The sequence below is a fragment of the Variovorax soli NBRC 106424 genome (assembly GCF_001591385.1).
Classification (GTDB): domain Bacteria; phylum Pseudomonadota; class Gammaproteobacteria; order Burkholderiales; family Burkholderiaceae_C; genus Variovorax; species Variovorax soli.
This window is the reverse complement of sequence record NZ_BCUU01000017.1, coordinates 43,100-65,837: the sequence shown is the minus strand read 5'-3', so window position 1 is coordinate 65,837 and position 22,738 is coordinate 43,100. Positions and strand designations below refer to the sequence as shown.

Here is a 22,738-nt window from a genome sequence, read left to right as displayed (position 1 = left end):
GCACCGGCCCAGCCGGCTGCCGCGGCAGCGCCGGCCGAGCCGCGCACGAAGATGCCCGGTCCGCTGCTGGAGGGCTCGCCCCTCTACGTGGACGCGGGCGATCGGCAGGTGCAGGTGCTGCTCACCATGAAGCATCCGCGCGTGGTGGTGTTCGGCGACCTGCTGTCGGACGAGGAATGCGAAGGCCTCATTGCCGGTGCGCGCGAACGCCTGGCCCGCTCGCTCACGGTGGAAACCAAGACCGGCGGCGAGGCGCTCAACGTGGACCGCACCAGCGACGGCATGTTCTTCACCCGGGGCGAAAGCCCGCTGGTGCAGCGCGTCGAGGAGCGCATCGCCCGCCTGCTGCACTGGCCGGTGGAGTTCGGCGAGGGCCTGCAGATCCTGCGCTACGCGCCCGGCGCGCAGTACCGCCCGCATTACGACTATTTCGATCCGGCCGAGCCCGGCACGCCCACCATCCTGCGCCGCGGCGGCCAGCGCCTGGCCACGCTGGTGATCTACCTGCAGGAGCCGGGGCAGGGCGGCGGCACCACCTTCCCCGACGTCGGGCTCGAGGTGGCGCCGCGCCGCGGCACCGGCGTCTTCTTCAGCTATGACCGGCCCGACCCGTCCACCCGCACCCTGCACGGCGGCGCGCCGGTGCTGGCGGGCGAGAAATGGGTGGCCACCAAGTGGCTGCGGGAGCGGGAGTTTGCATAGCGGGGCGGGCTGCGCATGAAAGTCCGCGCCAACGGCATCGAGATCGAGGTGGACGACGCCGGCCCGCGCGACGGACCGGCGGTGCTGCTCATCATGGGCCTGGGCATGCAGCTCATCGGCTGGCCGCAGGACTTCGTGCAGCCGCTGGTGGATGCGGGCTTTCGGGTCATCCGGCACGACAACCGCGACATCGGCCTGTCCGAAGGCTTCGACCATGCGCCGCGGCACAACTTCCTGTGGCAGACGGTGCGTTCGCGCCTGGGCCTGCCGGTGCGCTCGCCCTACACGCTGCAGGACATGGCCAACGACTCGCTGGGCGTGCTCGATGCGCTGGGCATCGGGCAGGCGCATGTCATCGGTGCCTCCATGGGCGGCATGATCGCGCAGCGCGTGGCCTCCAGCGCGCCGCAGCGCGTGCGCTCGCTCACCAGCATCATGAGCTCCAGCGGCGCGCGCGGCCTGCCCGGGCCGCATCCGCAGGTGGCGGCCAGCCTGTTCCGGCGCCCGCCGGGACGGACCGAGGAATCGCTGGTGGCCTACAGCCTGGGCTTCATCCGCCTGATCGAGAGCCCGGCCTATCCCTGCGACGAGCAGGTGCTGCGCGAGCGCCTCACGCAAAGCGTGCGCCGTGCCTATCGGCCGGCGGGCCTGCTGCGCCAGATGCTGGCCATCGGCGCCGACACCGACCGCCGGCTGGACGAACTCGGCCGCATCCGCTGTCCCACCCTGGTGCTGCACGGCGAGGCCGACCGGCTGGTGCCCATCGCTGCCGGCCGCGACACCGCGCGCCGCATCCCGGGGGCGCGCTTCGTCGGCATTCCGGGCATGGGGCACGACCTGCCGCCGCCGGTCAACCAGCTGCTGCTGGCCCACATCATTCCTTTTCTGAATTCGGTTCCTGCTGACACCAAGGACACCGCACCATGAGCATTTCCAACACCCCCGAGCAGTCGCAACTGGGCCGCGCGTCGGCCTACGTCGACCAGTACGACCCCGGCCAGCTCTTTCCCATTGCACGCGCCACGCAGCGCGAGGCCATGGGCATCCGCGGCGAGCCGCTGCCCTTCTTCGGCGCCGATCTCTGGACCGCCTTCGAGCTGAGCTGGCTCAACGCGCGCGGCAAGCCGCAGCTGGCCATTGCGCACTTCACGATTCCCTGCGAGACGCCCAACATCATCGAGAGCAAGTCCTTCAAGCTTTATCTCAACAGCTTCAACAGCAGCGTGTTCGCCGATGCCGCCGCGGTGCGCGAGCGCCTGGCCGACGACCTGAGCGAAGCGGTGTGGCGCGGCAGCGGCCGCAGCGGCCGCGTGGGCGTGAAGCTGCTGGCGCCGGACATGTTCGACCGCGAACCGGTGCACGAGCTCGACGGCGTGGACCTCGACCGGCTTGACCTGGATTGCACCCACTACCAGCCGGCCCCCGAACTGCTTGGCGCCAACTTCGACGAGCAGCCCGTCACCGAGACGCTCACCAGCCGCCTGCTCAAGAGCAACTGCCTGGTCACGGGTCAGCCCGACTGGGGCAGCGTGCAGATCCGCTACAGCGGCCCGCAGATCGACCAGGCCGGCCTGTTGCGCTACATCGTGAGCTTTCGCCAGCACAACGAATTCCACGAGCCCTGCGCCGAGCGCATCTTCACCGACATCATGCAGTACTGCCGGCCAACCAAACTGGCGGTGTATGCGCGCTACACGCGCCGCGGCGGGCTGGACATCAATCCGTTTCGCACCAGCTGGCCGCAGCCGCTGCCGCCAAACGTCCGCACGGCGCGGCAATAGCTGTAGACCTGCTCCTACAGGCGCGGGGCGCGGGGCGCCCGATACTGGCCGCATGATGAAGGCCTCGCCCGCCGCCCGCAGCTGGATCGCGGCCGGCGTCCGATACGAACTGCTGACCCGCGTCCTTCCCGCATTGCGCCACGACATGGTGGGACCGGTGTCCGTCATGCGCATGGGCGTGCTGATGCTCAAGCGGCAGGTGGAGGCGCCCCAGATCGATTCGCAGGCCTGCAACGAGCGCGTGGCGCTCATCGATGCACAGCTTGCCGAGCTGCTGGACGGCGTGCGCCTGCTGCGCAACTGGGAGCTGGCCGACACGGACGAAGGCATCGCGCGCTCGGAGCTGGTGCAGATGTGCGTGGCGCTGCTGCGGCCGGCCTTCAGCCTGCAGGACGTGCAACTCGAGATGGATGCGGCACTCGAGCAGCCGACCTCTGACACCGAAGAGCGCTTTCCCCGGGCGGCGGCGCTGCGCTACCTGCTGCTGTGCGGCCTCAACTACCTCCACGACGCGTGCACGGACGAATGCACCATCCGGATCGAGCCGCAGGGCCGCAGCGGATTGCTCCTGCGCACGATGCCCGGCGTGGTCGAGGGCGGCCACGACGGCATGCCCGAAAGCGCCGTGGTGCATTGCGCGCCGCGCCGGCTCGCCATCGATGCCGTGGCGCTGCAGAACCTCGCGGATGACCTGGGTTACGAGGTGCAGGTCGACGGCGAAGAGTGGGTGCGCATTTCGCTGATCGAGCGCTGAGAAGCGATCGGTTCGCCCGCGCAGCGGCGAGAATCGGGGCCCGGTTTTTGCATCAGGCCCCCCATGACACTCTCACTCTCCCGTCTTTCCCGCCGCGCCGCGTTCGGCGCCACCACCCTTGGCCTGGCTGCCGCGCTGGCCGGCTGCGCCGCGCCCGGCAGCACGCCCGCTGCATCGTCTTCTTCTTCGCAGCAGGGCGCCAAGCCCGCACCGATCCAGGTCAAGGTGTTCGTCGCCGCCATGTTCGAGATCGGCCAGAACACCGGCGACCGCGCCGGCGAATTCCAGCACTGGTACGAGCGCTACTGGAAGGGCGCCAAGCCCGTCGCCGTGCCCGGCGCGCTGGGCCCGGTGTACTGCAATGCCGACGGCGTGTGCGGCTCGGTACTCGGCATGGGCAAGGTGAACTCGTCGTCGTCGATGCAGGCCATCCTGCTCAATCCGGCCTTCGATTTCTCCAAGGCCTACTACGTGATCTCGGGCGTGGCCGGCACGCCGCCGTCGCGCGGCACCATCGGCGAAGTGAACTGGGCGACCTGGCTGGTCGACTACGACCTGGGCCACCGCTGGGCGCCGGAAGAGAACAAGCCGGGCGAGCCGACCTTCATGCCGCGCAAGGGCTACGAGGAATATCGCCGCTTCAAGCTCAACCCCGACCTGGTGGCCTGGGCCATGAAGCTCAGCGCCGACACGCCCCTGAAGGACTCGGACTCTGCCCGCAAGTACCGGCTGCGCTATCCGCAGGCAGCGGCACGGCGCGCGCCCTTCGTCGGCACCGGCACGCACATGACCGGCGACACCTTCTTCCATGGCCCGGGCATGTCCAACCAGGCCCAGTACATCGCCAAGCTCTACGGCGCCGACGACTACGTCATCACCGAGATGGAAGCGGCGGCCATCACGCTGGTGATCAAGCGCACGCACGGCACCGACCGTGTCATGAGCCTGCGCGGCGCCGTCAACTTCGACCAGGGCAATCCGCGCGAGACCACGCTGCAGCACCTGGACCCCGCGCCTGGCGAAACGGCCGGCGGCTTTGCGGAGACGGTGGAGAACATCGAGCTGGTGGGCTCGCGCGTGGTGGACCACATCACGAAGAACTGGGGACAGTGGCAGGCCGGCGTGCCTGCACCGGCGGGCAAGTAGCCGACAACGTCAGGGCCGGCCGGCCGCGAGGTAGGCCGTGACGGTGAAGTCGAACGGTGTCCATCGGCTCACCGTCACGCCCGCGGCGCGCAGGCCTTCGCCCGTCCAGTTGTTGCAGGTGCGAAAGAGGTTCGCACTGCCCGTGGCTTCGTAGAAGGCATCGTTGTCTGCGTAGTGGGCACCGGGGATGGGCCGCGCCTGGGCCTGTGGCAGGCTGGCCATCACATGGGCCGCAAGCCGCTCGTACTGTTCCTGCGACAAGGGCAGGCGGTGCGCAGTGCCGTGTGCCAGGTCGGCAGCGCGCAGGTGGCTGACGTGCAGGAGCGCACGGTTGCGACCCAGCGCGGCACGCAGCGCGCGCTGCGCCGTCAGGTCTGCCCACACCGGCGTGTACAGGTAGATCTCGCGGTCGCCCCAGCCGATGGCGATGTAGCTGGCATCGGGCGGCGCGGCGCGTGCATGCGTCGCGCTGAAGAGCTGGCTCCAGTCCACGCCGTGGCCGCGCATCGGAAGCACCAGGTCGGTGTGGATGCCGTTGCTGAGCACCCAGGCCTGCACCTGCGCCGCTGCGGCAGGTGGCTGCCCCTTCACGGGCCACAGCAGGAGCAGGCAGGCTGCACTCCAGTACGCGAGCATGGCGGCCAGCGGGGCCAGCAAGACGATCGAGAGCGCGCGCAGCCCGGTGCGCATATTCGTCGTCAGAACAGCGAGCCGGTGGTGTCCTGCGCCTTCGTCCGCGCGCGCGACGGCGTGCGCAGGCCCGTGCCCTCGGACATCGGGGCGGTGGCCTCGGGACTGTCCGCCTTCGCCAGGGTGCCGACGCGCACGCCCAGCAGCCGCAGCGGCCGCTCCAGCGACACGCGCCGCAGGCAGTGGCCGGCCGTCTGGCGGATCACCTTGCCGTCGGCGGTGAAGCTGGCCACCGTCTGGTCGCGCGTGGCGATCTTGAAGTCGTCATAACGCAGCTTGATGCCGATGGTCTTGCCCACATAGCCCTTGCGCTGCAGGTCCTCGGCCACCTTCTCGCACAAGTGGGTGAAGATGGCGCCCAGCTCCGCGCGGTCGCGCACCGCATGCAGGTCGCGCTCGAAGGTGGTCTCGCGGCTCATCGACACCGGCTCGCTCTCGGTCACCACCGGACGGTTGTCGCGGCCCCAGGCCACCTCGTGCATCCAGGCGCCGGTGGCCTTGCCGAAATTGGCGATCAGCCATTCGCGCTCGCAGCCCGCGAGCTGCCCGATGGTCTCGATGCCCAGCCGCTTGAGCTTCTCGTCGGCCTTCGGCCCGATGCCGTTGACCTTGCGGCAGGGCAGGGGCCAGATGCGCGTCTGCAGGTCGCTCTCGTACACCACTGAGATGCCGTTGGGCTTCTGGAATTCGCTGGCCATCTTGGCGATGAGCTTGTTGGGCGCCACGCCGATGGAGCAGGTGAGCCCCGTAGCCTCGAAGATGGACTTCTGGATGAGCCGCGCCAGCACGCGCCCGCCTTCGCGCTGGCCGCCGGGCACGTCTGTGAAGTCGATGTACACCTCGTCCACCCCGCGGTCTTCCATGATGGGTGCGATGTCGCGGATGATGCCCTTGAACTGGCGCGAGAAGCGCCGCACCTCGTCGAAGTCCACCGGCAGCACGATGGCCTGCGGGCACAGCTTGGCCGCCTTCATCATGCCCATGGCCGAGCCCACGCCGAACACGCGCGCCGGGTAGGTGGCGGTGGTGATCACGCCGCGCCCCACGTAGTCCTTGAGCAGCGGAAAGGCCTCGACCGGAATGTCGGCCAGCGTGCCGCCTTCGGGCACGTGGCGCATGATGGCCTCGTCCACCTTGCGCCGGCCGCCGCCGATCACCACCGGCAGCCCCTTGAGCTGCGGATAGCGAAGCAGTTCGACGGACGCGAAGAAGGCGTCCATGTCGAGGTGGGCGATGCGGCGGATGGTGTCGGTCACGGAACCCCCGATTCTCGCGCGAGCGGCTGCCAGGCACCTGCCATGCGCCATATCCCCCGCCCAGCGCCACCCACTGGTGCGCGGCGCGCTTCGATGCCATCATTGCCGCCATCATGCAGACCATCGCCACGATCTTCTGGCGCCGGCTCGACGCTCCGGGACATGACGCCTGCCGTCTGGAACGGCATGGCGAATCCTGGCAGCTGGACGGGGCGGCTGTCTTTCAACACACCGACGGCCGCCCGGCGCGGCTGGACTACCGCGTCTACTGCGACAAGGCCTGGCACACCAAATGGGGCCGGGTGCGCGGCTGGGTCGGCTCGGCCGCCGTCGATTTCGCCATTGCCCGCAATGCGCGCGGCGACTGGACGCTCAACGAGGAAGTGGTGCCCGAGATGGCGCACTGCATCGACCTCGACCTGGGTTTCACCCCGGCCACCAATCTGGTGCAGCTGCGCCGGCTGAACCTGCAAAAGGGCGAATCCGCCGACGTGCCGGTGGCATGGATCGACCTGGACGGCGATTCGCTGGCCGCCGTGGCGCAGCACTACAAGCGGCGCGGCGACGGCGAATACGCCTACGAGTCGCCGCGCTTCGAATACAAGGACACGCTCAAGGTGGGCGCCGAGGGCTTCGTCACCCGCTACCCCGGCCTCTGGGAGTCGGTGAGCTGATTCCCTGAATGGCGTGCCCGCGGCGCCGCCGCGTCGTCAGCGCTGCGGCATGTCCTTGTAGGAGTAGCCCAGGCTCACCGTCGCATCTTCCGGAATGGCCGGCATGGTGTCGTTCCACGCCTCCCAGGCGGCGCGCATGGCCTCGAGCCGCCCGGGCTCCTTGTTCGCCTGGTTGGCCCGCTCGCGTTCGTCCTGCGGAATGTTGAACAGGTAGTCGTTGCCATCCACCCGCAGGTACTTCCAGTCACCCTCGCGCAGGGCGCGCTGGCCGCGGTGGTTCATGCGCCAGTGCAGCGGACGCGCAAAGCTGTGCGTGGCATCGCGCAGGACCGGCATGAGCGACACGCCGTCCAGCGGATGCCGCTCGTCGGCCGGAACGCCGGCCGCATCGAGCATGGTGGCCGACCAGTCCATGGTCATGCACAGCTGGCCGCTGGTGCCGCCGGCCGGGATCACGGCGGGCCAGTGGGCGATCCATGGCACGCGGATGCCGCCTTCGGTGAGGTCCATCTTGCCGCCCACCAGCGGCCAGTTGTCGGAAAAGCGCTCGCCGCCGTTGTCGCTGGTGAACACCACCAGCGTGTTGTCGGCGATGCCGGCCTTTTCCAGCGCCTGCATGACCCAGCCGATGCCTTCGTCCATGTGATGGATCATGCGGCGGTAGGTGTGGATGTTGCCGCCCGCCAGGTCGAACAGGTTGTTCTTCACCAGCGGCGCCTTGCCGGCGTCGTCTCGCGTTTCCCAGGGCCAGTGCGGCGCGGTGTAGTGCAGGCTCAGGAAGAAGGGAGCATCGCCCTCGGCCATGCGCTGCACGTAGTCGGCGGCGCGGCGCGAGAGCAGGTCGGTGAGGTAGCCCTCGGCCTGGTGCTCCTCGTTGCCCAGCCACAGGTCGTGCTGGCCGGTGGAGTCGCAGTGGGTGAAGTAGTCCACCCCGCCGGACATGGGGCCGAAGAATTCCTCGTAGCCCGAGCGCAGCGGACCGAAGTGCGGCTGCGAGCCCAGGTGCCACTTGCCGATGAGCGCGGTGCGGTAGCCCGCACCCTTGAGCAGCGAGGGCAGCGTGGGATGCTCGGGCGGCAGGCCCAGCGTCTTGCTGCCGCGGCTCTTGCTGTTGATGGGCTCCTCGGCCGCGCCGCGCAGGCGGTACTGGTAGCGGCCGGTGATCATGCCGAAGCGCGTGGGCGAGCACACCGGCGAATTCGAGTAGCCCTGCGTGAAGCGCACGCCCTGGGCCGCCAGGCCGTCGAGCACCGGCGACACGCGGCCGAAGGGCTCGTCGCGGCCGCCGTAGCAGCCCAGGTCGGCATAGCCGAGGTCGTCGGCGACGATGAAGATGAAATTGGGGCGTCGTTGTGTGGTCGTCATGGTCGGTCTGTTCAGTCCACCTTCATGCCGGTGGCCTTCACGATGGCCCCGTAGCGTACCTTGCTCGCTTCCAGGCGGTCGGCCGCGGTCTTGCCGGTTTCGCCCAGGGGCACCATGTCCAGGCTGGCCAGTCGCGACTTGAGCTCGGGCGTGGCCAGGGCCGACTGCAGTGCCTTCTGCAGTTTGTCCGCGATGGGCTGCGGGGTGGCCGCCGGCACCATGGCCATGTAGAGCACTTCGAACTCCATGCCCTTCAGGCCCAGTTCGCCCACGGTGGGCACTTCGGGCAGCAGCGGCGAGCGCTGGCGGCCCGTCACGGCCAGCGGCCGCACCTTGCCGGCCTGGATGTGCGGCAGCAGGCCCGGCGTGGCCAGGATGCCCGCCTGCACCTCGCCCGAGAGCAGGGCGGTGACCGCGGGCGCGTTGCCCTTGTAGGGCACGTGCATGATCTTCGCGCCGGTGGCGTCGGCAAAGATCTCGGCGGCGATGTGGCCCGGGCTGCCGTTGCCGGCCGAACTGAAGCTGGCGGCTTCCTTCTTCGCGTCCGCAATGAAGGCCGGCAGCGTCTTGGCCGGCACCGACGGGTTCACGCCGAAGGCCAGGCCGGAGGAGCTGAAGATCATCAGCGGCTTCAGGTCCTTGGCCGCAAAGGGCATCGACTTGTAGACGTGCGGATTGATGGTGAAGGTGGTGTCGATAGTCAGCAGCACCGTGTAGCCGTCGGCGGGGCTCTTGGCTGCCAGGTCGGCGCCGATGTTGCCGCCCGCGCCGGGGCGGTTGTCCACCACGAAGGGCTGCCTGAGGTCGGCCTGCAGCGGAATTGCCAGTGCGCGGCCGAGGATGTCCAGCGGGCCGCCGGCCGGGAAGTTGGTGATGAAGCGGACTGGCTTGTCCGGGTAGCTGTCCTGGGCCTGCGCGGCGTGCGGCAGCAGGGCCGCTGCGAACGGCGCGCACAGGATCAGGCTAGACAAAAGGCGGCGGGCGCGGGGGGCAGGGGAAGTCATGAGGGCTTGTCTCGGATGTTCTGGTGGTGACGGTGGATGCGGCCCACTGTAGGAGCCGCCGTGGCCCCCCACAACTGAAAGCTCTTCTGCCTACCATTCCTCATGGTTATATTTTGAGTGTGCGTTTCCCCTATGCCCTTGTTGTCCAGCCATGAACTTTGATCGCCTTCAACTGCGCCATCTGCGCTGCCTCGCCGCGGTCGGCCAGGAGCGCAACCTGGTGCGCGCGGCCAGTGCGCTGGCGCTCACGCAGCCGGCGGTGTCCAAGACCATGGCCGAGCTGGAAGACATCATGGGCCGGCAGCTGCTCGTGCGCCGACGCCGTGGCGTGGATCTCACCGCCGCCGGCGAGGTGCTGCTGCGCCATGCGGTGGCCACCCTGCGCGGCCTGCGCGAGGGACTGACGCAGGCGCTGGACGAGGCCGAAGGCGAGCAGTTGCGCGTGGCGGTGGGCGCGCTGCCCAACATGGCGGCCGGCGTGCTGCCCGATGCCATCGCGCTGCTGGTGGCCGAGCATCCGCAGCTGCGCGTGCGCGTGGTCAGCGGCACCAACGCGCAGCTGATGGCGCAGCTGCGCCAGGGTGAGATCGACCTGGTGGTGGGCCGCCTGGCCCAGCCGGCGGCGCTGGTGGACCTGAGCTTCCAGCAGCTCTACAGCGAGCCGCTGCTGCTGGTCGCGCGGCCCGGCCACCCGCTGGTCGGGCAACAGCAGCCGCCCGTTGCCGCGCTGGCCGCCTATCCGCTGGTGGTGCCGCTGCAGGGCACGCTGGTGCGCGACACGGCCGACGCCTTCCTGTACGCGCGGGGCAATGCGCTGCCGGGCGCGGTGGTTGAGGCCACCGACAACAGCTTCATTCTGGGCCTGCTGGGCCGCACCGATGGCATCTGGTTCGCCCCCAAGGGCGCGGCCGACAGCGCCCTGGCCGAGGGCGCACTGGTGCGCATCGACGTCGACACCCGCGCGACCGACGGGCCGGTGGGCATCACCTGGCGCCGCACCGGCGAGCCGGGGGATGGGGCGCGGCGGCTGGCGGATGCGATCGGGCGGGTGGTGCGCCGCAGAAGCGGCGAAGGGCGGCCCGAGGCTTGATGCAGCAGTCGACCGCTGACAGGACTGCCGACCGAGATGGGCGATGAAAGGCACACCTCAGTGCGCGTGCCCGGCCTCCAGCACCTTGTCCCCATCGCCCCGATGCGCCCACTGGTACAGGAGCGGCAGCACCAGCAGCGTGAGCGCGGTGGCCGAGAGAATGCCGCCGATCACCACCGTGGCCAGCGGCCGCTGCACCTCGGCGCCGGTGCCGGTGGCCAGCGCCATCGGCACGAAGCCCAGCGATGCCACCAGCGCGGTCATCAGCACCGGCCGCAGGCGGTTGGATGCGCCGTCACGCACCGCCTGAGCCAGCGGCAGGCCTTCCTCGCGCAGGCGCCGGATCAGCGTGAGCATCACCAGCCCGTTGAGCACCGCCACGCCCGACAGCGCGATGAAGCCGATGGCCGCCGAGATCGACATGGGCATGCCGCGGGCCCAGAGCGCCAGCACGCCGCCGGTGAGCGCGAAGGGAATGCCGGTGAACACCAGCAGGCCGTCCTTCAGGTTGCCGAACATCGTGAACAGCAGGGCCAGCACCAGCGCGAGCGACAGCGGAATCACCAGCTGCAGGCGCTGCGCGGCTGACTCCAGCTGCTCGAAGGTGCCGCCCCAGCGCGTCCAGTAGCCGGACGGCACCTGCACCTGGGCTTCGATGGCCTGCTGCGCATCGGCCACGAAGCTGCCGATGTCGCGGCCCTGCACGTTGGCGCTGACCACCACGCGCCGCTTGCCGTTCTCGCGCGCGACCTGGTAGGGGCCGGGCTTGAGCTCGAGCGTGGCCAGCTCCGACAGCGGCAGGTAGTTGGTGCGGCCATCCGGCCCCTTGGGCAGGCCGATGGGCAGGCGCGCCAGCGCATCCAAATCGGCACGCACCTCTTCAGGCAGGCGCACCACGATGTCGAAGCGGCGGTCGCCCTGGAAGAAGGTGCCGGCCTCGCGTCCGCCGATGGCGATCTGCACCGCCTCCTGCACCTCGCTCATGCGCAGGCCGTGGCGCGCGGCCTTGGCGCGGTCGATGTTCACGCTCAGCATGGGCAGGCCATCGTTCTGTTCCACCTTGACCTCGGTCGCGCCGGCCACCGAGCCCAGCACGTTGGCGATCTGCTGCGCGGTCGCGTTGAGCACCTGGCTGTCGTCGCCGAAGACCTTCACCGCCACATCGGAGCGCACGCCGGAGATCAGCTCGTTGAAGCGCAGCTGGATGGGCTGCGAGAACTCGTAGTTGTTGCCGGGGATCTGCGCCACCTCGGCGCGCACGGCCGCCAGCAGCTCGTCGCGCGTCTTGCGCGGCTGGGGCCATTCGGAGGCCGGCTTGAGCATGATGTAGCCGTCGGAGATGTTGGGCGGCATCGGGTCGGCCGCGATCTCGGCCGTGCCGGTGCGCGCGAAGATGCGCTCGATTTCCGGAAACTTCTGCATCAGCCGCTTTTCGATCTGCTGCTGCATCTCCACCGATTGCGAGAGGCTGGTGCCCGGCAGGCGCAGGGCCTGGATGGCGAAGTCGCCCTCGTTCAGGCTGGGCACGAACTCGCTGCCCAGGCGCGTGGCCAGCAGGCCGCACACCGCCACCAGCACGGCCGCCAGCGTGACGGCCACCGGCGCGTTGGCCATGGTCGCGCGCAGCGCCGGCTGGTAGGCGCGGTGGGCCCACCCCATCAGCCGGTTCTCGCCCTCGGCCACCTTGCCGGTCATGAGCAGCGCGACGGCCGCGGGCACGAAGGTGACCGACAGGACCATTGCGCCCAGCAGCGCCAGCACCACGGTGATGGCCATGGGGTGGAACATCTTTCCCTCCACGCCGGTGAGCGCGAAGATGGGCAGGTACACCACCATGATGATCAGCTGGCCGAAGAGCAGCGGCCGCCGCGCCTCGCGCGACGCCAGCATCACTTCATGGAAGCGCTCGCTGCGCGTGAGCAGGCGCCCGGCGTGCGCCTGCGCATGGGCGAGGCGCCGCACGCAGTTCTCCACGATCACCACCGCGCCGTCGACGATGATGCCGAAGTCCAGCGCGCCCAGGCTCAGCAGGTTGGCGCTCACCCGCCACTGCACCATACCGGTGAAGGTGAAGAGCATCGACAACGGAATGATCATGGCGGTGATGAGCGCCGCGCGGATGTTGCCCAGGAAGGCGAACAGCACCACGATCACCAGCACCGCGCCTTCCAGCAGGTTCTTCTTGACGGTGGCGATGGCCTTGTCGACCAGCACCGTGCGGTCGTACACGGTGACCGCGCGCACGCCCCGGGGCAGGCTCTTGTTGATCGCTTCCATCTGCCGGTCCACCGCCTGCGAGACGGCGCGGCTGTTCTCGCCGATGAGCATGAACACGGTGCCCAGCACCACCTCGCGCCCGTTCTCGGTGGCCGCGCCGCTGCGCAGTTCGCGCCCCAGCTCCACCCTGGCCACGTCGCGGATGCGGATCGGCAGGCCCTGCGCGCTGCCCACGATCACTTCGCCAATATCGGCCAGCGAGCCCAGCTGCCCCGGCGCGCGCACCAGGTACTGCTCGCCGCGCCGCTCGATGTAGCCGGCGCCGAGGTTGCCGTTGTCCTGCTCCAGGGCGGCCACCAGGTCCGACAGGCTGAGGTTGTAGGCCGCCAGCCGTTCCAGGCTCGGCGCCACCAGGTATTCCTTCTCGAAGCCGCCGATGGCGTTGACCTCGGTCACGCCGGGCACGCCGCGCAGCTGCGGCTTGATGACCCAGTCCTGGATCTCGCGCAGGTCGGCCGGCGTGTAGGGCGTGCCGTCGGCCTTGCGCGCGCCGTCCTCGGCCTCCACGGTCCACAGGTAGATCTCGCCCAGGCCGGTGGAGATGGGCCCCATCATCGTGTTGGCCTGCGAAGGCAGCTGGCTGCGCGCCTCCTGGATGCGCTGGTTCACCAGCTGGCGCGCGAAGTAGATGTCGGTGCCGTCCTTGAAGATCACCGTCACCTGCGACAGGCCGTAGCGCGACAGCGAGCGCGTTTCCTGCAGGCCGGGCAGGCCGGCCATCGCCGTCTCGATCGGGTAGGTGATGCGCTGCTCGGTCTCCAGCGGCGAGAAGCCGGGCGCCTCGGTGTTGATCTGTACCTGCACGTTGGTGATGTCGGGCACGGCATCGATGGGCAGGCGCGAGTAGCTGTAGACGCCCAGCAGGCCCATGGCCAGCACGGCCATCAGCACCAGCCAGCGGTGCGCGATGGCAAAGCGGACGATTCGTTCGAACATGGAGTGGGTTCCTCCTGCTTCAGTGCGAATGCGTCGCGCTGGACTTGCCCAGCTCCGACTTGATGACGAAGGTGTTGCCGCTGGCCAGCTGCGCGCCGGGCGCCAGGCCGTCGAGCACCTCGACATTGCGGCCGTCGGATCGGCCCAGGCGCACCGGTTGCGTCTTCACGGTGTTGCCCGGCAGCAGCAGGAAGACCACGCTTTCTTCGCCCTGGGTCTGCACCGCGTTCACGGGCACCGTGACTGCAGCGGCGACCGTGTCCTGCTGCAGTTCGACGCTCACGAACAGGCCCGGGCGCCAGGCCATGCGCGGGTTGTCCAGCCGCACGCGCGCCTTGGCGGTGCGGCTCTGCTCGCCCAGCAGCGCGCCGATGTAGGCCACTTCGCCGGGGGCCTTCTCGTCGAAGGCGGTGGAGCTCACCTCCGCCTTCTGGCCCGGGCGCACGCGCCCCAGGTCTTGCGCCGACACATTGAATTCGGCCCACACGCTGCGCATGTCCGAGAGGGTGAACACGGTGGTGTCTTCCTTCACCGCCTCGCCCAGGCTCAGGTGCTTCTCGACGATCACCCCGTCCTGCGGCGCGCGCAGCTCGTAGCGGTTGAGCGCGCCGCCCGTTCCGGCGCCCACGCCGACCGACTGCAGCCGCTGCGAGGAGTTGCGAACCGCGATGTCGGCTTCGCGCAGCGCCGCCTGCGCGGCCTGCATGTCCTGCTGGGCGGAGATGCGGTCTTCCCACAGCTTCTTTTCACGTTCGTAGGTCTGCGATGCCAGCGCCCGCCGCTGTTGCGCAGCCAGCAGTTCGCTGCGCTGTTCCGACAAGGCCGCGCTGGAGATCACCGCCAGCAGCTGCCCCTTCTTCACGAACTCGCCCAGCTGCACCGGCACCGATTGAGCCACGCCGGCCACCACCGGCACCACGTGCGCGGTGCGGTCTTCGTCGAAGCGGATCTCGCCAGGGAACTTGAGCGTGCGTTGCAGGGCGGCCGGGCTGGCCGTGGCCGCCTCGATGCCGGCCTGACGCAGCTGTTCCGAAGACAGCTTGAGCGTGCCTTTCTCTTCCTCCCCGCCATGGCTGGATTCCTCCTTGCCGTGGCTTTTTTCCTTGTGGCCTTCTTCTTTCCCGTGGGCGTGTCCGGCTTCGCCCTCCTTCCCGCCTTTCTCGTGCCCATGGTCGCCGGCTTCTTCGGCATGGGTGCCGGCGATGCCGGCGCCGCCGTTGCCGCGCCAGAGGATGGCGCCGGCGCTCAGCAGGCCGGCCGCGATGATGGCCGCGATGGCGACCTTCTGCTTGTTGGAGATGCTCATGATGGTTCTCTCTTTGCTGCTTTATTCGCCGAGGATTCGATCGATGGAACTGGCGGCCTGGTAGGCGCTGGCCTGCGCGTCGAGCAGCCGCTCGCGCGCCTCGAGCAAGGTGCGCTGGCTGTCCAGCACATCCAGCTGGCTGAACTTGCCGGCCTCGAAGCCGCGCACGGCGGCGTCATGGGTCTGCTGCGCCACCGGCAGCACGACGCTGCGCAGTTGCGCCTGCGTGTTGCGGGCGCTCTCCAGCTGGGCGCTGGCGGCGCGCAGTTCGTGGCGCAGCGCGAGCTGGCGCGCACGGTGCTCGTCCTCGGCCTTCAGGGCGCGCTGGTTCGCCTCGACGATGTTCCCCTGGTTGCGGTCGAACAGCGGCAGCGGAATGCTCAGGCCCACCACCGCCTGCGTGAGGCCGAGGTCGTTGTCGCGCTTGGCGCCCACCAGCACGCTGACGTCTGGCGTGGCCTTGGTGCGCTCCACATCCACCAGCGCGCGCCGATGCGCCAGCGCCAGTTGGCTGGCCCGCATGGCGGGCGCCTGTTCAAGGCGCTGCAGCAACTGGTCGAAGGGCGGGCGCTGCGGCATCGCGTCGAGCACGCCGGCGGCCTGCCCGAAGTCGGGCGCCTCGGCCCCCCACTGCAGCGCCAGGCGGTGACGGGCGTCGGCCAGCGCGGCCTGCGCCTGCGACAGCGCGAGCGACGCATTGGCCTGCGCCACCTGCGCGCGGCTGGCTTCCACCGGCGAGATGCGGCCGGCCTGCACGCGCCGCTCGGCCGAAGCGGTGCCGCGCGCGGCGATGTCCTTCGCATCCGCGGCCACCTTCACCCGCTCCTGCGCGACGAGCAGGTCGAAGTAGGCGCCGATCACCGCGGCGCGCACGCTCGCGCGGGTGTTCTCCAGCTCGGTGCGCGACAGCGCCTGGCTGCGCTCGGCCGCAGCCACGCGCGCTTCGCGCTTGCCGCCCAGCTCCAGCGGAATGCTGAGCGTGGCCGTGGTGGTGCGCGTGGCCTGGCGGAAGTCCTCCAGCTGGGCGTCGAGCTCAGGGTTGGGGCGGGTGCCTGCCTGGATGACAGTCCCGTCGCTGGCGGCAAGTTCGAGCCGTGCGGCCGCCAGCAGCGGGCTGCCCGCCTGGGCGCGCGACAGCGCCTGCTCCAACGTCAAGGCCGGCTGCGCGGCGGTGGCGGACGGCGCAGCGCCTTGGGCCCACGCAGGATTAGTTGAAAACAGCAGTGCGGCCGCCAGTGCGAGCGGCCAGGTTGAACGTGGCATGGAATCTCACCGAATGAATCTTGCGGATTCGGCGAGACGTGAAGGTCAGCGAAGCTTGATGGGCTGCGTTGCGTCTCGCCGGGCTAGGCGAGAGCGGGCCACTGCGGGCGTTCGGGCGCGCCGTGCGGCGCTGAAGGGGGTGCGGGCGTAGCGCGGGCCCAGGGTCCGGCCCTCAGGTCGGGCGCCACCTGCACATCGGGCTGCGACTGCAGCGGAGGCACGCAGGAGGCATGGCAGACGTTGCAGTCCGCGTCGGTGGCCAGCTTGCTGTCAGCCGGCTTCTTCTGCCCCTGGTCCGGATGCGCATGCTCATGGTGGCCCCAATGCGCGGCGGCGGCAGTGCGCTCGTGCTGGCAATAGGCCGCCGCGCTCGCCCAGTTGAACTGGGCCAGCAGCACGAAAGCCAGCAGGAACATCAGGGCGCGTCGCATGGAGCGGCCGAGTATATCGGGGGCGATGCTCAGTGGTCGTGATGCAGGTAGCTCGCCTGCCGCGGCAACCGCAGGCTGACGAGGAAGGCCACCACCATCATCGCGGTCACGTACCAGAAGAAGGTGGTTTCGTGGCCTTGCGACTTCAGCGCCAGCGCCACGTATTCGGCCGAGCCGCCGAAGATGGCGTTGCCCACCGCGTAGGCCAGCCCCACGCCCAGCGCGCGCACCTCGGGCGGGAACATCTCGGCCTTCACGATGCCGCTGATGGAGGTGTAGAAGCTCACGATGGCCAGCGCGACGACGATCAGCACGAACGCCACGTACGGGCTGCTCACATGCGCCAGCGCCGTGAGGATGGGCACCGTGAACAGCGCGCCCAGCGCGCCGAACAGCAGCATGTTGTTGCGCCGCCCGATGCGGTCCGACAGCATGCCGAACAAGGGCTGCATGCACATGTAGACGAACAGCGCGCAGGTCATCACGTAGCTGGTGGTCTTGATGGGCAGGTGCGCCGTGTTCACCAGGAACTTCTGCATGTACGTGGTGAAGGTGTAGAAGATCAGCGAGCCGCCCGCGGTGTAGCCCAGCACCGTGAGAAAGGCGGGCGTGTGGTGGCGGAACAGGTTGCCGATGGTGCCGGCCTCCTTGTTCCTGGCGCCTTGCTCGCCATGCGTTTCGGACAGCGCGCGGCGCAGCAGCATGGCCACCACCGCGGTGATGGCGCCAATGACGAACGGAATGCGCCAGCCCCAGGCCTTGAGCTCGGCCTCGCTGAGCAGCTGCTCCAGGATGACGATGACCAGCACCGCCAGCAGTTGCCCGCCGATGAGCGTGACGTACTGGAACGAGGAGAAGAAGCCGCGCTGTCCGCGCAGCGCGATCTCGCTCATGTAGGTGGCGGTGGTGCCGTACTCGCCGCCCACCGAAAGCCCCTGGAACAGGCGCGCGAGCAGCAGGAGGAAGGGTGCCCACGCGCCGATCTGCGCATAGGTCGGCAGGCAGGCGATGACCAGCGAGCCCGCGCACATCATGGTGACCGAGATCACCATCGAGGTCTTGCGGCCCTTGCGGTCCGCGATGCGCCCGAACAGCCAGCCGCCGATGGGCCGCATGAGAAAGCCCGCTGCGAACACGCCCGCGGTATTGAGCAGCTGCACCGTGGGATCGGACTTGGGGAAGAAGGCGCCGGCGAAATAGATGGCGGAGAAGGCGTAGACGTAGAAGTCGAACCATTCCACCAGGTTGCCCGAGGAGGCACCGACGATGGCGAAGATGCGGTGGCGCTTTTCTTCGGCCGTGTATTGGCGCGGCGGCGCGCTCGCCGCCTCGTTGAGGGTTGCGCTCATGGCTGACAGGCCTCTTGGTGTTGTTGTTGGTGAGCGGGAATTCTGCGCCCGCTCCCCCAACCCGCGCTGTCAGCAGGTTTCTACGATGGCGTCGTCGTCAGTAGGTGCCGGGCAGCAGGATGCCCGAATCCACGTTGTCGATCTGCGTGTGGCCGCAGAAGGCCATGGTCACATCGAGTTCCTTGTGGATGATCTGCAGCGCGCGGGTCACGCCGGCCTCTCCGTAGGCACCCAGCCCATACAGGAAGCTGCGGCCGATGAGCGTGCCGCGTGCGCCCAGGGCGCGGGCCTTCAGCACGTCCTGCCCGCTGCGGATGCCGCCGTCCATCCACACTTCGATGCGGTGGCCCACCTCGGCCGCGATGGCGGGCAGCGCGTCGATGGAGGCTGGCGCGCCGTCGAGCTGGCGGCCGCCGTGGTTGGAGACGATCAGCGCATCGGCGCCGCTGTCCACCGCCAGGCGCGCGTCTTCCGTGTCCATGATGCCCTTGAGCACCAGCTTGCCGCCCCAGCGCTTCTTGACCCATTCCACGTCGGCCCACGACAGGCTCGGGTCGAACTGGTCGTTGGTCCACGAGGCGAGGGACGACATGTCGGCCACGCCCTTCACATGGCCCACGATGTTGCCGAAGTAGCGGCGCTTGGTGCCCGCCATGCCCAGGCACCAGCGCGGCTTGGTCGCCAGGTTGATCATGTTGGCCAGCGTGGGCTTGGGCGGCGCCGACAGGCCGTTCTTGATGTCCTTGTGGCGCTGGCCCATCACCTGCAGGTCGAGCGTGAGCTGCAGGGCGCTGCAGTTGGCGGCCTTGGCGCGGTCGATCAGGCGCTCCATGAAGTCGCGGTCGCGCATCACGTACAGCTGGAACCAGAAAGGGTGGCGGCCCGTGTTCTCGGCAATGTCTTCCAGCGAGCAGATGCTCATGGTCGAGAGCGTGAACGGAATGCCGAAGGCCTTGGCAGCGCGTGCGGCCAGGATCTCGCCGTCGGCATGCTGCATACCCGTGAGCCCCGTGGGCGCAATGGCCACCGGCATGGCCGTTTCCTGGCCGATCATGGTGGTGCGGGTGGAGCGGCCTTCCATGTTCACCGCCACGCGCTGGCGCAGCTTGATCTTCTGGAACGCGGCCTCGTTGTCGCGGTAGGTGCCTTCGGTCCAAGCGCCGGAGTCGGCGTAGTCGTAGAACATGCGCGGCACGCGGCGCTTGGCAACGACGCGCAGGTCTTCGATGCAGGTGATCTTGGAAAGGTCGGGCACGAGAGGGGTTCCTTCTTGAGCGGGAGGTGAATGGGTGTCGCGAGCGCGAAGCCCGCATTATCGGGAGTGCGCCACGCCGGCGCCGCGCACCTCCAGCCGCAGCTCGTCCAGCACGTTGCCCTGGCGGGCGTCCACCAGTTGCACCACGTGGCGTCCCGGCCATGGCAGCCACGGCAGGCGCGCGCCCTGGCCGGCTGTGCGGCCGTCGATGCGCCACTGCAATGCCTGCCCGGCTGCGCCGCCTTCGGCCTCGAAGACCAGGCGCTGGCGCTGCGGCGGAATGTCGGGGTCGAGTGCGACGATGGTGCCGTCGGCCGGGGCGCTGATGCGCGGCGTGCCGCTTCGTGGCTGAGCATCGCCGTCGGGTGCGAAGCGGCTCTGCTCGGTTCCGGCGATGAACCATTCCTCGCGCGCCGCCTCCAGGCCATCGCCGAAGCTCACGCGGGTCTGCAGCAGCCCTGCCGGCGCCTGGGGCGCGCGGCTGGCTTCACGCCGGTGCAGGTAGGCCATCAGCTCCGCCCACACGGGCGCGGCGCCGCTGCTGCCGCTCACGTCCCACATGGGCGCGCCGCTGGCATTGCCCACCCACACGCCCACCGTGTAGCGCGAGGACCAGCCCACGGCCCAGTTGTCGCGCATGTCCTTGCTGGTGCCGGTTTTCACCGCCGTCCAGAAGCGCGTGGCCAGCACGCTGTCCAGGCCGAAGGTGGGCGCGCGCGCATTGGCATCGTGCAGGATGTCGCCCACGATGAAGCTGGCACCCGCATCGATCGCCTGCGTGAACACCGGCGGGGCACTGCGCGGCAAGCCGTTGCCCGCTTCGCTGAAGCGACCGCCGTTGGCCAGCGTGCGGTAGGCGTTGGTCAGTTGCAGCAGGGAGACTTCGCTGCTGCCCAGCGCCAGGCTGTAGCCGTAGTAGTCGCCGTTCTCGCGCAGCTGGATGCCGCTGGCCCGCAGCTGCCGCGCGAAGGCTTCGGGCCCGACCATCACCAGCGTACGCACGGCCGGCACGTTGAGCGAGGCCGCCAGCGCGCTGCGCACCGAGACCAGTCCCTTGAAGTGCCGGTCGTAGTTCTGCGGGATGTACAGGCCCCCGGCGGTGCCGATCTGTGCGCTGGAGTCGTCCAGCAGCGAGGCCGCGGTAAGCCGCCGCTGGGCCACGGCCTGCGCGTAGAGAAAAGGCTTGAGCGTGGAGCCGGGCTGGCGCTGGGCCAGCACGCCGTCCACCTCGGACGCGCGGCTGAGCGCGTCACCCGATGAGCCGATCCAGGCCAGCACTTCGCCACTGGCGTTGTCCAGCACCACCACGGCGCCGTCTTCCACGTTGCGGCCGCGCAGTTCGCGAAGGTGCCGCTGCAGGGTGGACAGCGCAAAGCGCTGCAGCGGCGCGCGCAGGCTGGTGCGCAACTCGCCCGTGTCCGGTGGCTGCTGTTGAGCCAGCCGGCGTGTGAGGTGCGGCGCGATGCCCTCGCTGGCGGGCCAGTCGCGGCGGGGGAGGGATGCGTTGGCAAAAGCTTCGAGCGCGAGGCAATCGGTGCGGCTGCCGGGCTGCATGGTGCGCAGCAGTTCGCAGCCGCGCTGCGCGACCAGCGCAGGCCTGGCGTTGGGCGCGCGCACGAGCGCCGCGGCCAGTGCCGACTCGCGCGCATCCAGCCCATGCGGCGCCTTGCCGAACAGGCTGCGCGAGAGCGCGTCGATGCCCACGATCTCGCCGCGGAAGGGCACGGTGTTGAGGTAGGCCTCCAGGATCTGGTCCTTGCGCCACTGGGCTTCCAGCTCGCGCGCGGCCCAGGCCTGGCCGAGCTTTTGCTGCAGGCTGCGGCCATCGCCGCTGCGCCGGCGCAGGTCGTCGTCCAGCAGGCCGGCCAGCTGCATGGTGATGGTCGAGGCGCCGCGCGTTCGCGTGGCCCACAGGTTGCCCCAGGCGGCGGCGGAGACGGCCTGCCAGTCGACGCCGCTGTGCTCGTAGAAGCGCTTGTCCTCGCTCAGCAGCATGGCCTGGCGTAGCGCGGGCGAGATGTCGGCGAGCACAGTCCACTGGCCGCGGCGCACGGCGGTGTCGGTGCGCACGCGCTGCAGCAGCTCGCCGTTGCGGTCCAGCACCACCGTGTCGGAAGGGCGGAAATCCTGCCGCACCTGCTGGTAGCTCGGCAGCGCCGACGCCGTTGCCGTCGCATGCAGGCTGCCGGCAAGCAGCGGGACGTACAACAATGGTTTGATCAGGCGGTGCATGGCGTGAGGCGCCCATTTTGCGCGGAGCGCGCACCTCTTCCGCCGCCTTTGGAAATCGGTCAAAGTTGCTGCTTTGCCCGCGCGCGCCGCGCCTGGAAGAGACCGCACCATGACCACCTCGAACAAGAAGCAGACGGAAGATGCCGGCAACGCCTCGGCGCACATCGACGCCAAGATCGCAGCACTGGACGACTGGCGCGGCCAGACGCTGGCGCGCCTGCGCAAGATCATCCTCGAGGCCGGCCCCGACATCGTCGAGGAATGGAAGTGGGGCGTGCCGGTGTGGTCGTGCAACGGCATCATCTGCACGGGCGAGACCTACAAGGCGGCTGTGAAGATGACCTTTGCCAAGGGCGCTTCGCTGGACGATCCGGCGAGGCTCTTCAATTCCAGCCTGGAAGGCAATGTGCGGCGCGCCATCGACGTGCATGCGGGCGAGAAGATCGACGAGAAGGCCCTGCAGGCGTTGGTGCGGGCCGCGGCCGAACTCAATGCCTCGTCGGCCGCCAAGAAGGCGGCGCCTCGCGCAGCGAAGAAGAAGGGCGCCTGACGAACTCGTCCCCCAGAAAGGATGATCAGCGGGCGCCGAAGGTGTCGACGTCCTGGCTGTAGTGCGGCGGGCCCTGCGCCGGCTCCGGATTGAGCAGCACCACGAAGTTCGGCACCCTGTCGGCCAGTTGGCTGTCGAGCCCTTCCTGCGGCTCCACCTGCAAGACTTCGGCCACCCAGCGGCCAGGCGGCAGGGCGAGGAAGCGGGACGCGTCGCCCGAGTAGGCGTTGATGTACTCGATGCCGCTCACGCCGACCATGCCCTGCGAGACGAACAGGTAGGGGCTGGACCGGCGCTCGATCCGCGCCTGCGCGCCGGGGTCGAAGCTGGCCGGCGCCTGCGCGCTGCCCACCCTGACTTCGATCAGCGCAACCCCGTCGGACTGCACGTAGATCGGAACGAAGGCGCCCGAGGCGATGTGGCGCCGGATGTCCTGGTCGTCGACGAAGTTGCGGGCCCAGGCATCGAAGTCGCACAGCGTGCGAAAGCGCTGCGGATCCCACAGGCCGTGCATGCCCGAATCGGTCGGCAGGCTGGCCAGCAGCGTGGTGCCGGGCTCGGGCTGCCACTCTGGCGCGCAGGCCGTCTGCGCATCCGCCTGCGGGCTTCGGTCGGGCGAGCAGGCCGCAAGCAGCAGGGCAGCCAACAATGCGGCGAAAACGAGCGTGGACAAGCGG

Annotated in this window: 20 protein-coding genes; 8 read left to right on the top strand and 12 right to left on the bottom strand. The window is 69.4% G+C overall.

The window, feature by feature from the left end:
• The 5 genes from VSO01S_RS07885 to VSO01S_RS07865 all read left to right on the top strand — a co-directional run.
• Window positions 1–702, top strand: a 702-nt coding sequence (locus tag VSO01S_RS07885) for a 2OG-Fe(II) oxygenase (protein WP_068641254.1), incomplete at its 5' end; no start/stop codon positions are given.
• Between the two features lie 15 nt (window positions 703–717).
• Complete coding sequence (locus tag VSO01S_RS07880) at window positions 718–1,629, top strand: alpha/beta fold hydrolase (protein WP_068641253.1); 912 nt, start codon at window positions 718–720, stop codon at window positions 1,627–1,629.
• Window positions 1,626–2,483, top strand: coding sequence for an NADPH-dependent 7-cyano-7-deazaguanine reductase QueF (gene queF, locus VSO01S_RS07875; RefSeq protein ID WP_068641252.1), 858 nt, complete (start codon window positions 1,626–1,628; stop codon window positions 2,481–2,483). The genes VSO01S_RS07880 and queF overlap by 4 nt, the downstream gene beginning before the upstream one ends.
• 55 nt (window positions 2,484–2,538) lie before the next feature.
• Window positions 2,539–3,237, top strand: a complete 699-nt coding sequence (locus VSO01S_RS07870) for a hypothetical protein (protein WP_068641260.1) — start codon at window positions 2,539–2,541, stop codon at window positions 3,235–3,237.
• A gap of 63 nt (window positions 3,238–3,300) precedes the next feature.
• Window positions 3,301–4,383 (top strand): purine-nucleoside phosphorylase, encoded by a 1,083-nt coding sequence (locus VSO01S_RS07865; RefSeq protein WP_068641251.1) that lies wholly within the window; start codon window positions 3,301–3,303, stop codon window positions 4,381–4,383.
• Between the two features lie 9 nt (window positions 4,384–4,392).
• Here VSO01S_RS07865 and VSO01S_RS07860 read toward each other — a convergent pair whose 3' ends face one another.
• On the bottom strand, window positions 4,393–5,073 hold the full coding sequence (locus tag VSO01S_RS07860; RefSeq protein WP_068641250.1) for a TIGR02117 family protein: 681 nt from the start codon (window positions 5,071–5,073) through the stop codon (window positions 4,393–4,395).
• 8 nt (window positions 5,074–5,081) lie between these two features.
• Complete coding sequence (locus VSO01S_RS07855) at window positions 5,082–6,293, bottom strand: Y-family DNA polymerase (RefSeq protein ID WP_174544713.1); 1,212 nt, start codon at window positions 6,291–6,293, stop codon at window positions 5,082–5,084.
• Window positions 6,294–6,442: 149 nt separating this feature from the next.
• Here VSO01S_RS07855 and VSO01S_RS07850 point away from each other — a divergent pair, with 149 nt between their 5' ends.
• Window positions 6,443–7,003, top strand: coding sequence for a putative glycolipid-binding domain-containing protein (locus VSO01S_RS07850; protein WP_068641248.1), 561 nt, complete (start codon window positions 6,443–6,445; stop codon window positions 7,001–7,003).
• A gap of 36 nt (window positions 7,004–7,039) precedes the next feature.
• Here VSO01S_RS07850 and VSO01S_RS07845 read toward each other — a convergent pair whose 3' ends face one another.
• Window positions 7,040–8,368, bottom strand: a complete 1,329-nt coding sequence (locus tag VSO01S_RS07845) for a sulfatase family protein (protein WP_068641247.1) — start codon at window positions 8,366–8,368, stop codon at window positions 7,040–7,042.
• A gap of 11 nt (window positions 8,369–8,379) precedes the next feature.
• Window positions 8,380–9,372, bottom strand: coding sequence for a Bug family tripartite tricarboxylate transporter substrate binding protein (locus tag VSO01S_RS07840; protein ID WP_068641246.1), 993 nt, complete (start codon window positions 9,370–9,372; stop codon window positions 8,380–8,382).
• 151 nt (window positions 9,373–9,523) lie between these two features.
• Here VSO01S_RS07840 and VSO01S_RS07835 point away from each other — a divergent pair, with 151 nt between their 5' ends.
• Entirely contained in the window at window positions 9,524–10,462 is a 939-nt protein-coding gene (locus VSO01S_RS07835; RefSeq protein ID WP_068641245.1) for a LysR substrate-binding domain-containing protein, read from the top strand.
• A 57-nt stretch (window positions 10,463–10,519) separates the two neighbouring features.
• Here the strand turns inward: VSO01S_RS07835 and VSO01S_RS07830 are convergent, their stop codons facing one another.
• From VSO01S_RS07830 to pbpC, 7 genes are all read right to left on the bottom strand, one after another.
• Window positions 10,520–13,675 carry a CusA/CzcA family heavy metal efflux RND transporter gene (locus tag VSO01S_RS07830; protein ID WP_068641244.1) on the bottom strand — a complete coding sequence of 1,052 codons (3,156 nt, stop codon included), beginning with the start codon at window positions 13,673–13,675 and terminating at the stop codon, window positions 10,520–10,522.
• Between the two features lie 19 nt (window positions 13,676–13,694).
• Complete coding sequence (locus VSO01S_RS07825) at window positions 13,695–14,981, bottom strand: efflux RND transporter periplasmic adaptor subunit (RefSeq protein ID WP_068641243.1); 1,287 nt, start codon at window positions 14,979–14,981, stop codon at window positions 13,695–13,697.
• Window positions 14,982–15,002: 21 nt separating this feature from the next.
• Window positions 15,003–16,244 (bottom strand): TolC family protein, encoded by a 1,242-nt coding sequence (locus VSO01S_RS07820; RefSeq protein WP_084241743.1) that lies wholly within the window; start codon window positions 16,242–16,244, stop codon window positions 15,003–15,005.
• A gap of 83 nt (window positions 16,245–16,327) precedes the next feature.
• On the bottom strand, window positions 16,328–16,675 hold the full coding sequence (locus VSO01S_RS07815) for a hypothetical protein (protein ID WP_084241742.1): 348 nt from the start codon (window positions 16,673–16,675) through the stop codon (window positions 16,328–16,330).
• A 29-nt stretch (window positions 16,676–16,704) separates the two neighbouring features.
• A complete protein-coding gene (locus VSO01S_RS07810) occupies window positions 16,705–18,024 on the bottom strand; it encodes an MFS family transporter (protein ID WP_068641240.1) in 1,320 nt (439 codons plus the stop codon).
• Window positions 18,025–18,121: 97 nt separating this feature from the next.
• Window positions 18,122–19,279 (bottom strand): alpha-hydroxy acid oxidase, encoded by a 1,158-nt coding sequence (locus VSO01S_RS07805; protein WP_068641239.1) that lies wholly within the window; start codon window positions 19,277–19,279, stop codon window positions 18,122–18,124.
• Between the two features lie 57 nt (window positions 19,280–19,336).
• Window positions 19,337–21,511, bottom strand: coding sequence for a penicillin-binding protein 1C (gene pbpC / locus VSO01S_RS07800; protein ID WP_068641238.1), 2,175 nt, complete (start codon window positions 21,509–21,511; stop codon window positions 19,337–19,339).
• Between the two features lie 109 nt (window positions 21,512–21,620).
• Here pbpC and VSO01S_RS07795 point away from each other — a divergent pair, with 109 nt between their 5' ends.
• Window positions 21,621–22,061: a DUF1801 domain-containing protein gene (locus VSO01S_RS07795; protein WP_068641237.1), complete on the top strand. Its 441-nt coding sequence runs from the start codon at window positions 21,621–21,623 to the stop codon at window positions 22,059–22,061.
• Between the two features lie 25 nt (window positions 22,062–22,086).
• On the opposite strand, the gene VSO01S_RS07790 is transcribed toward VSO01S_RS07795, so the two are convergent.
• Entirely contained in the window at window positions 22,087–22,734 is a 648-nt protein-coding gene (locus VSO01S_RS07790; RefSeq protein WP_218002324.1) for a hypothetical protein, read from the bottom strand.
• Window positions 22,735–22,738: the final 4 nt, after the last annotated feature.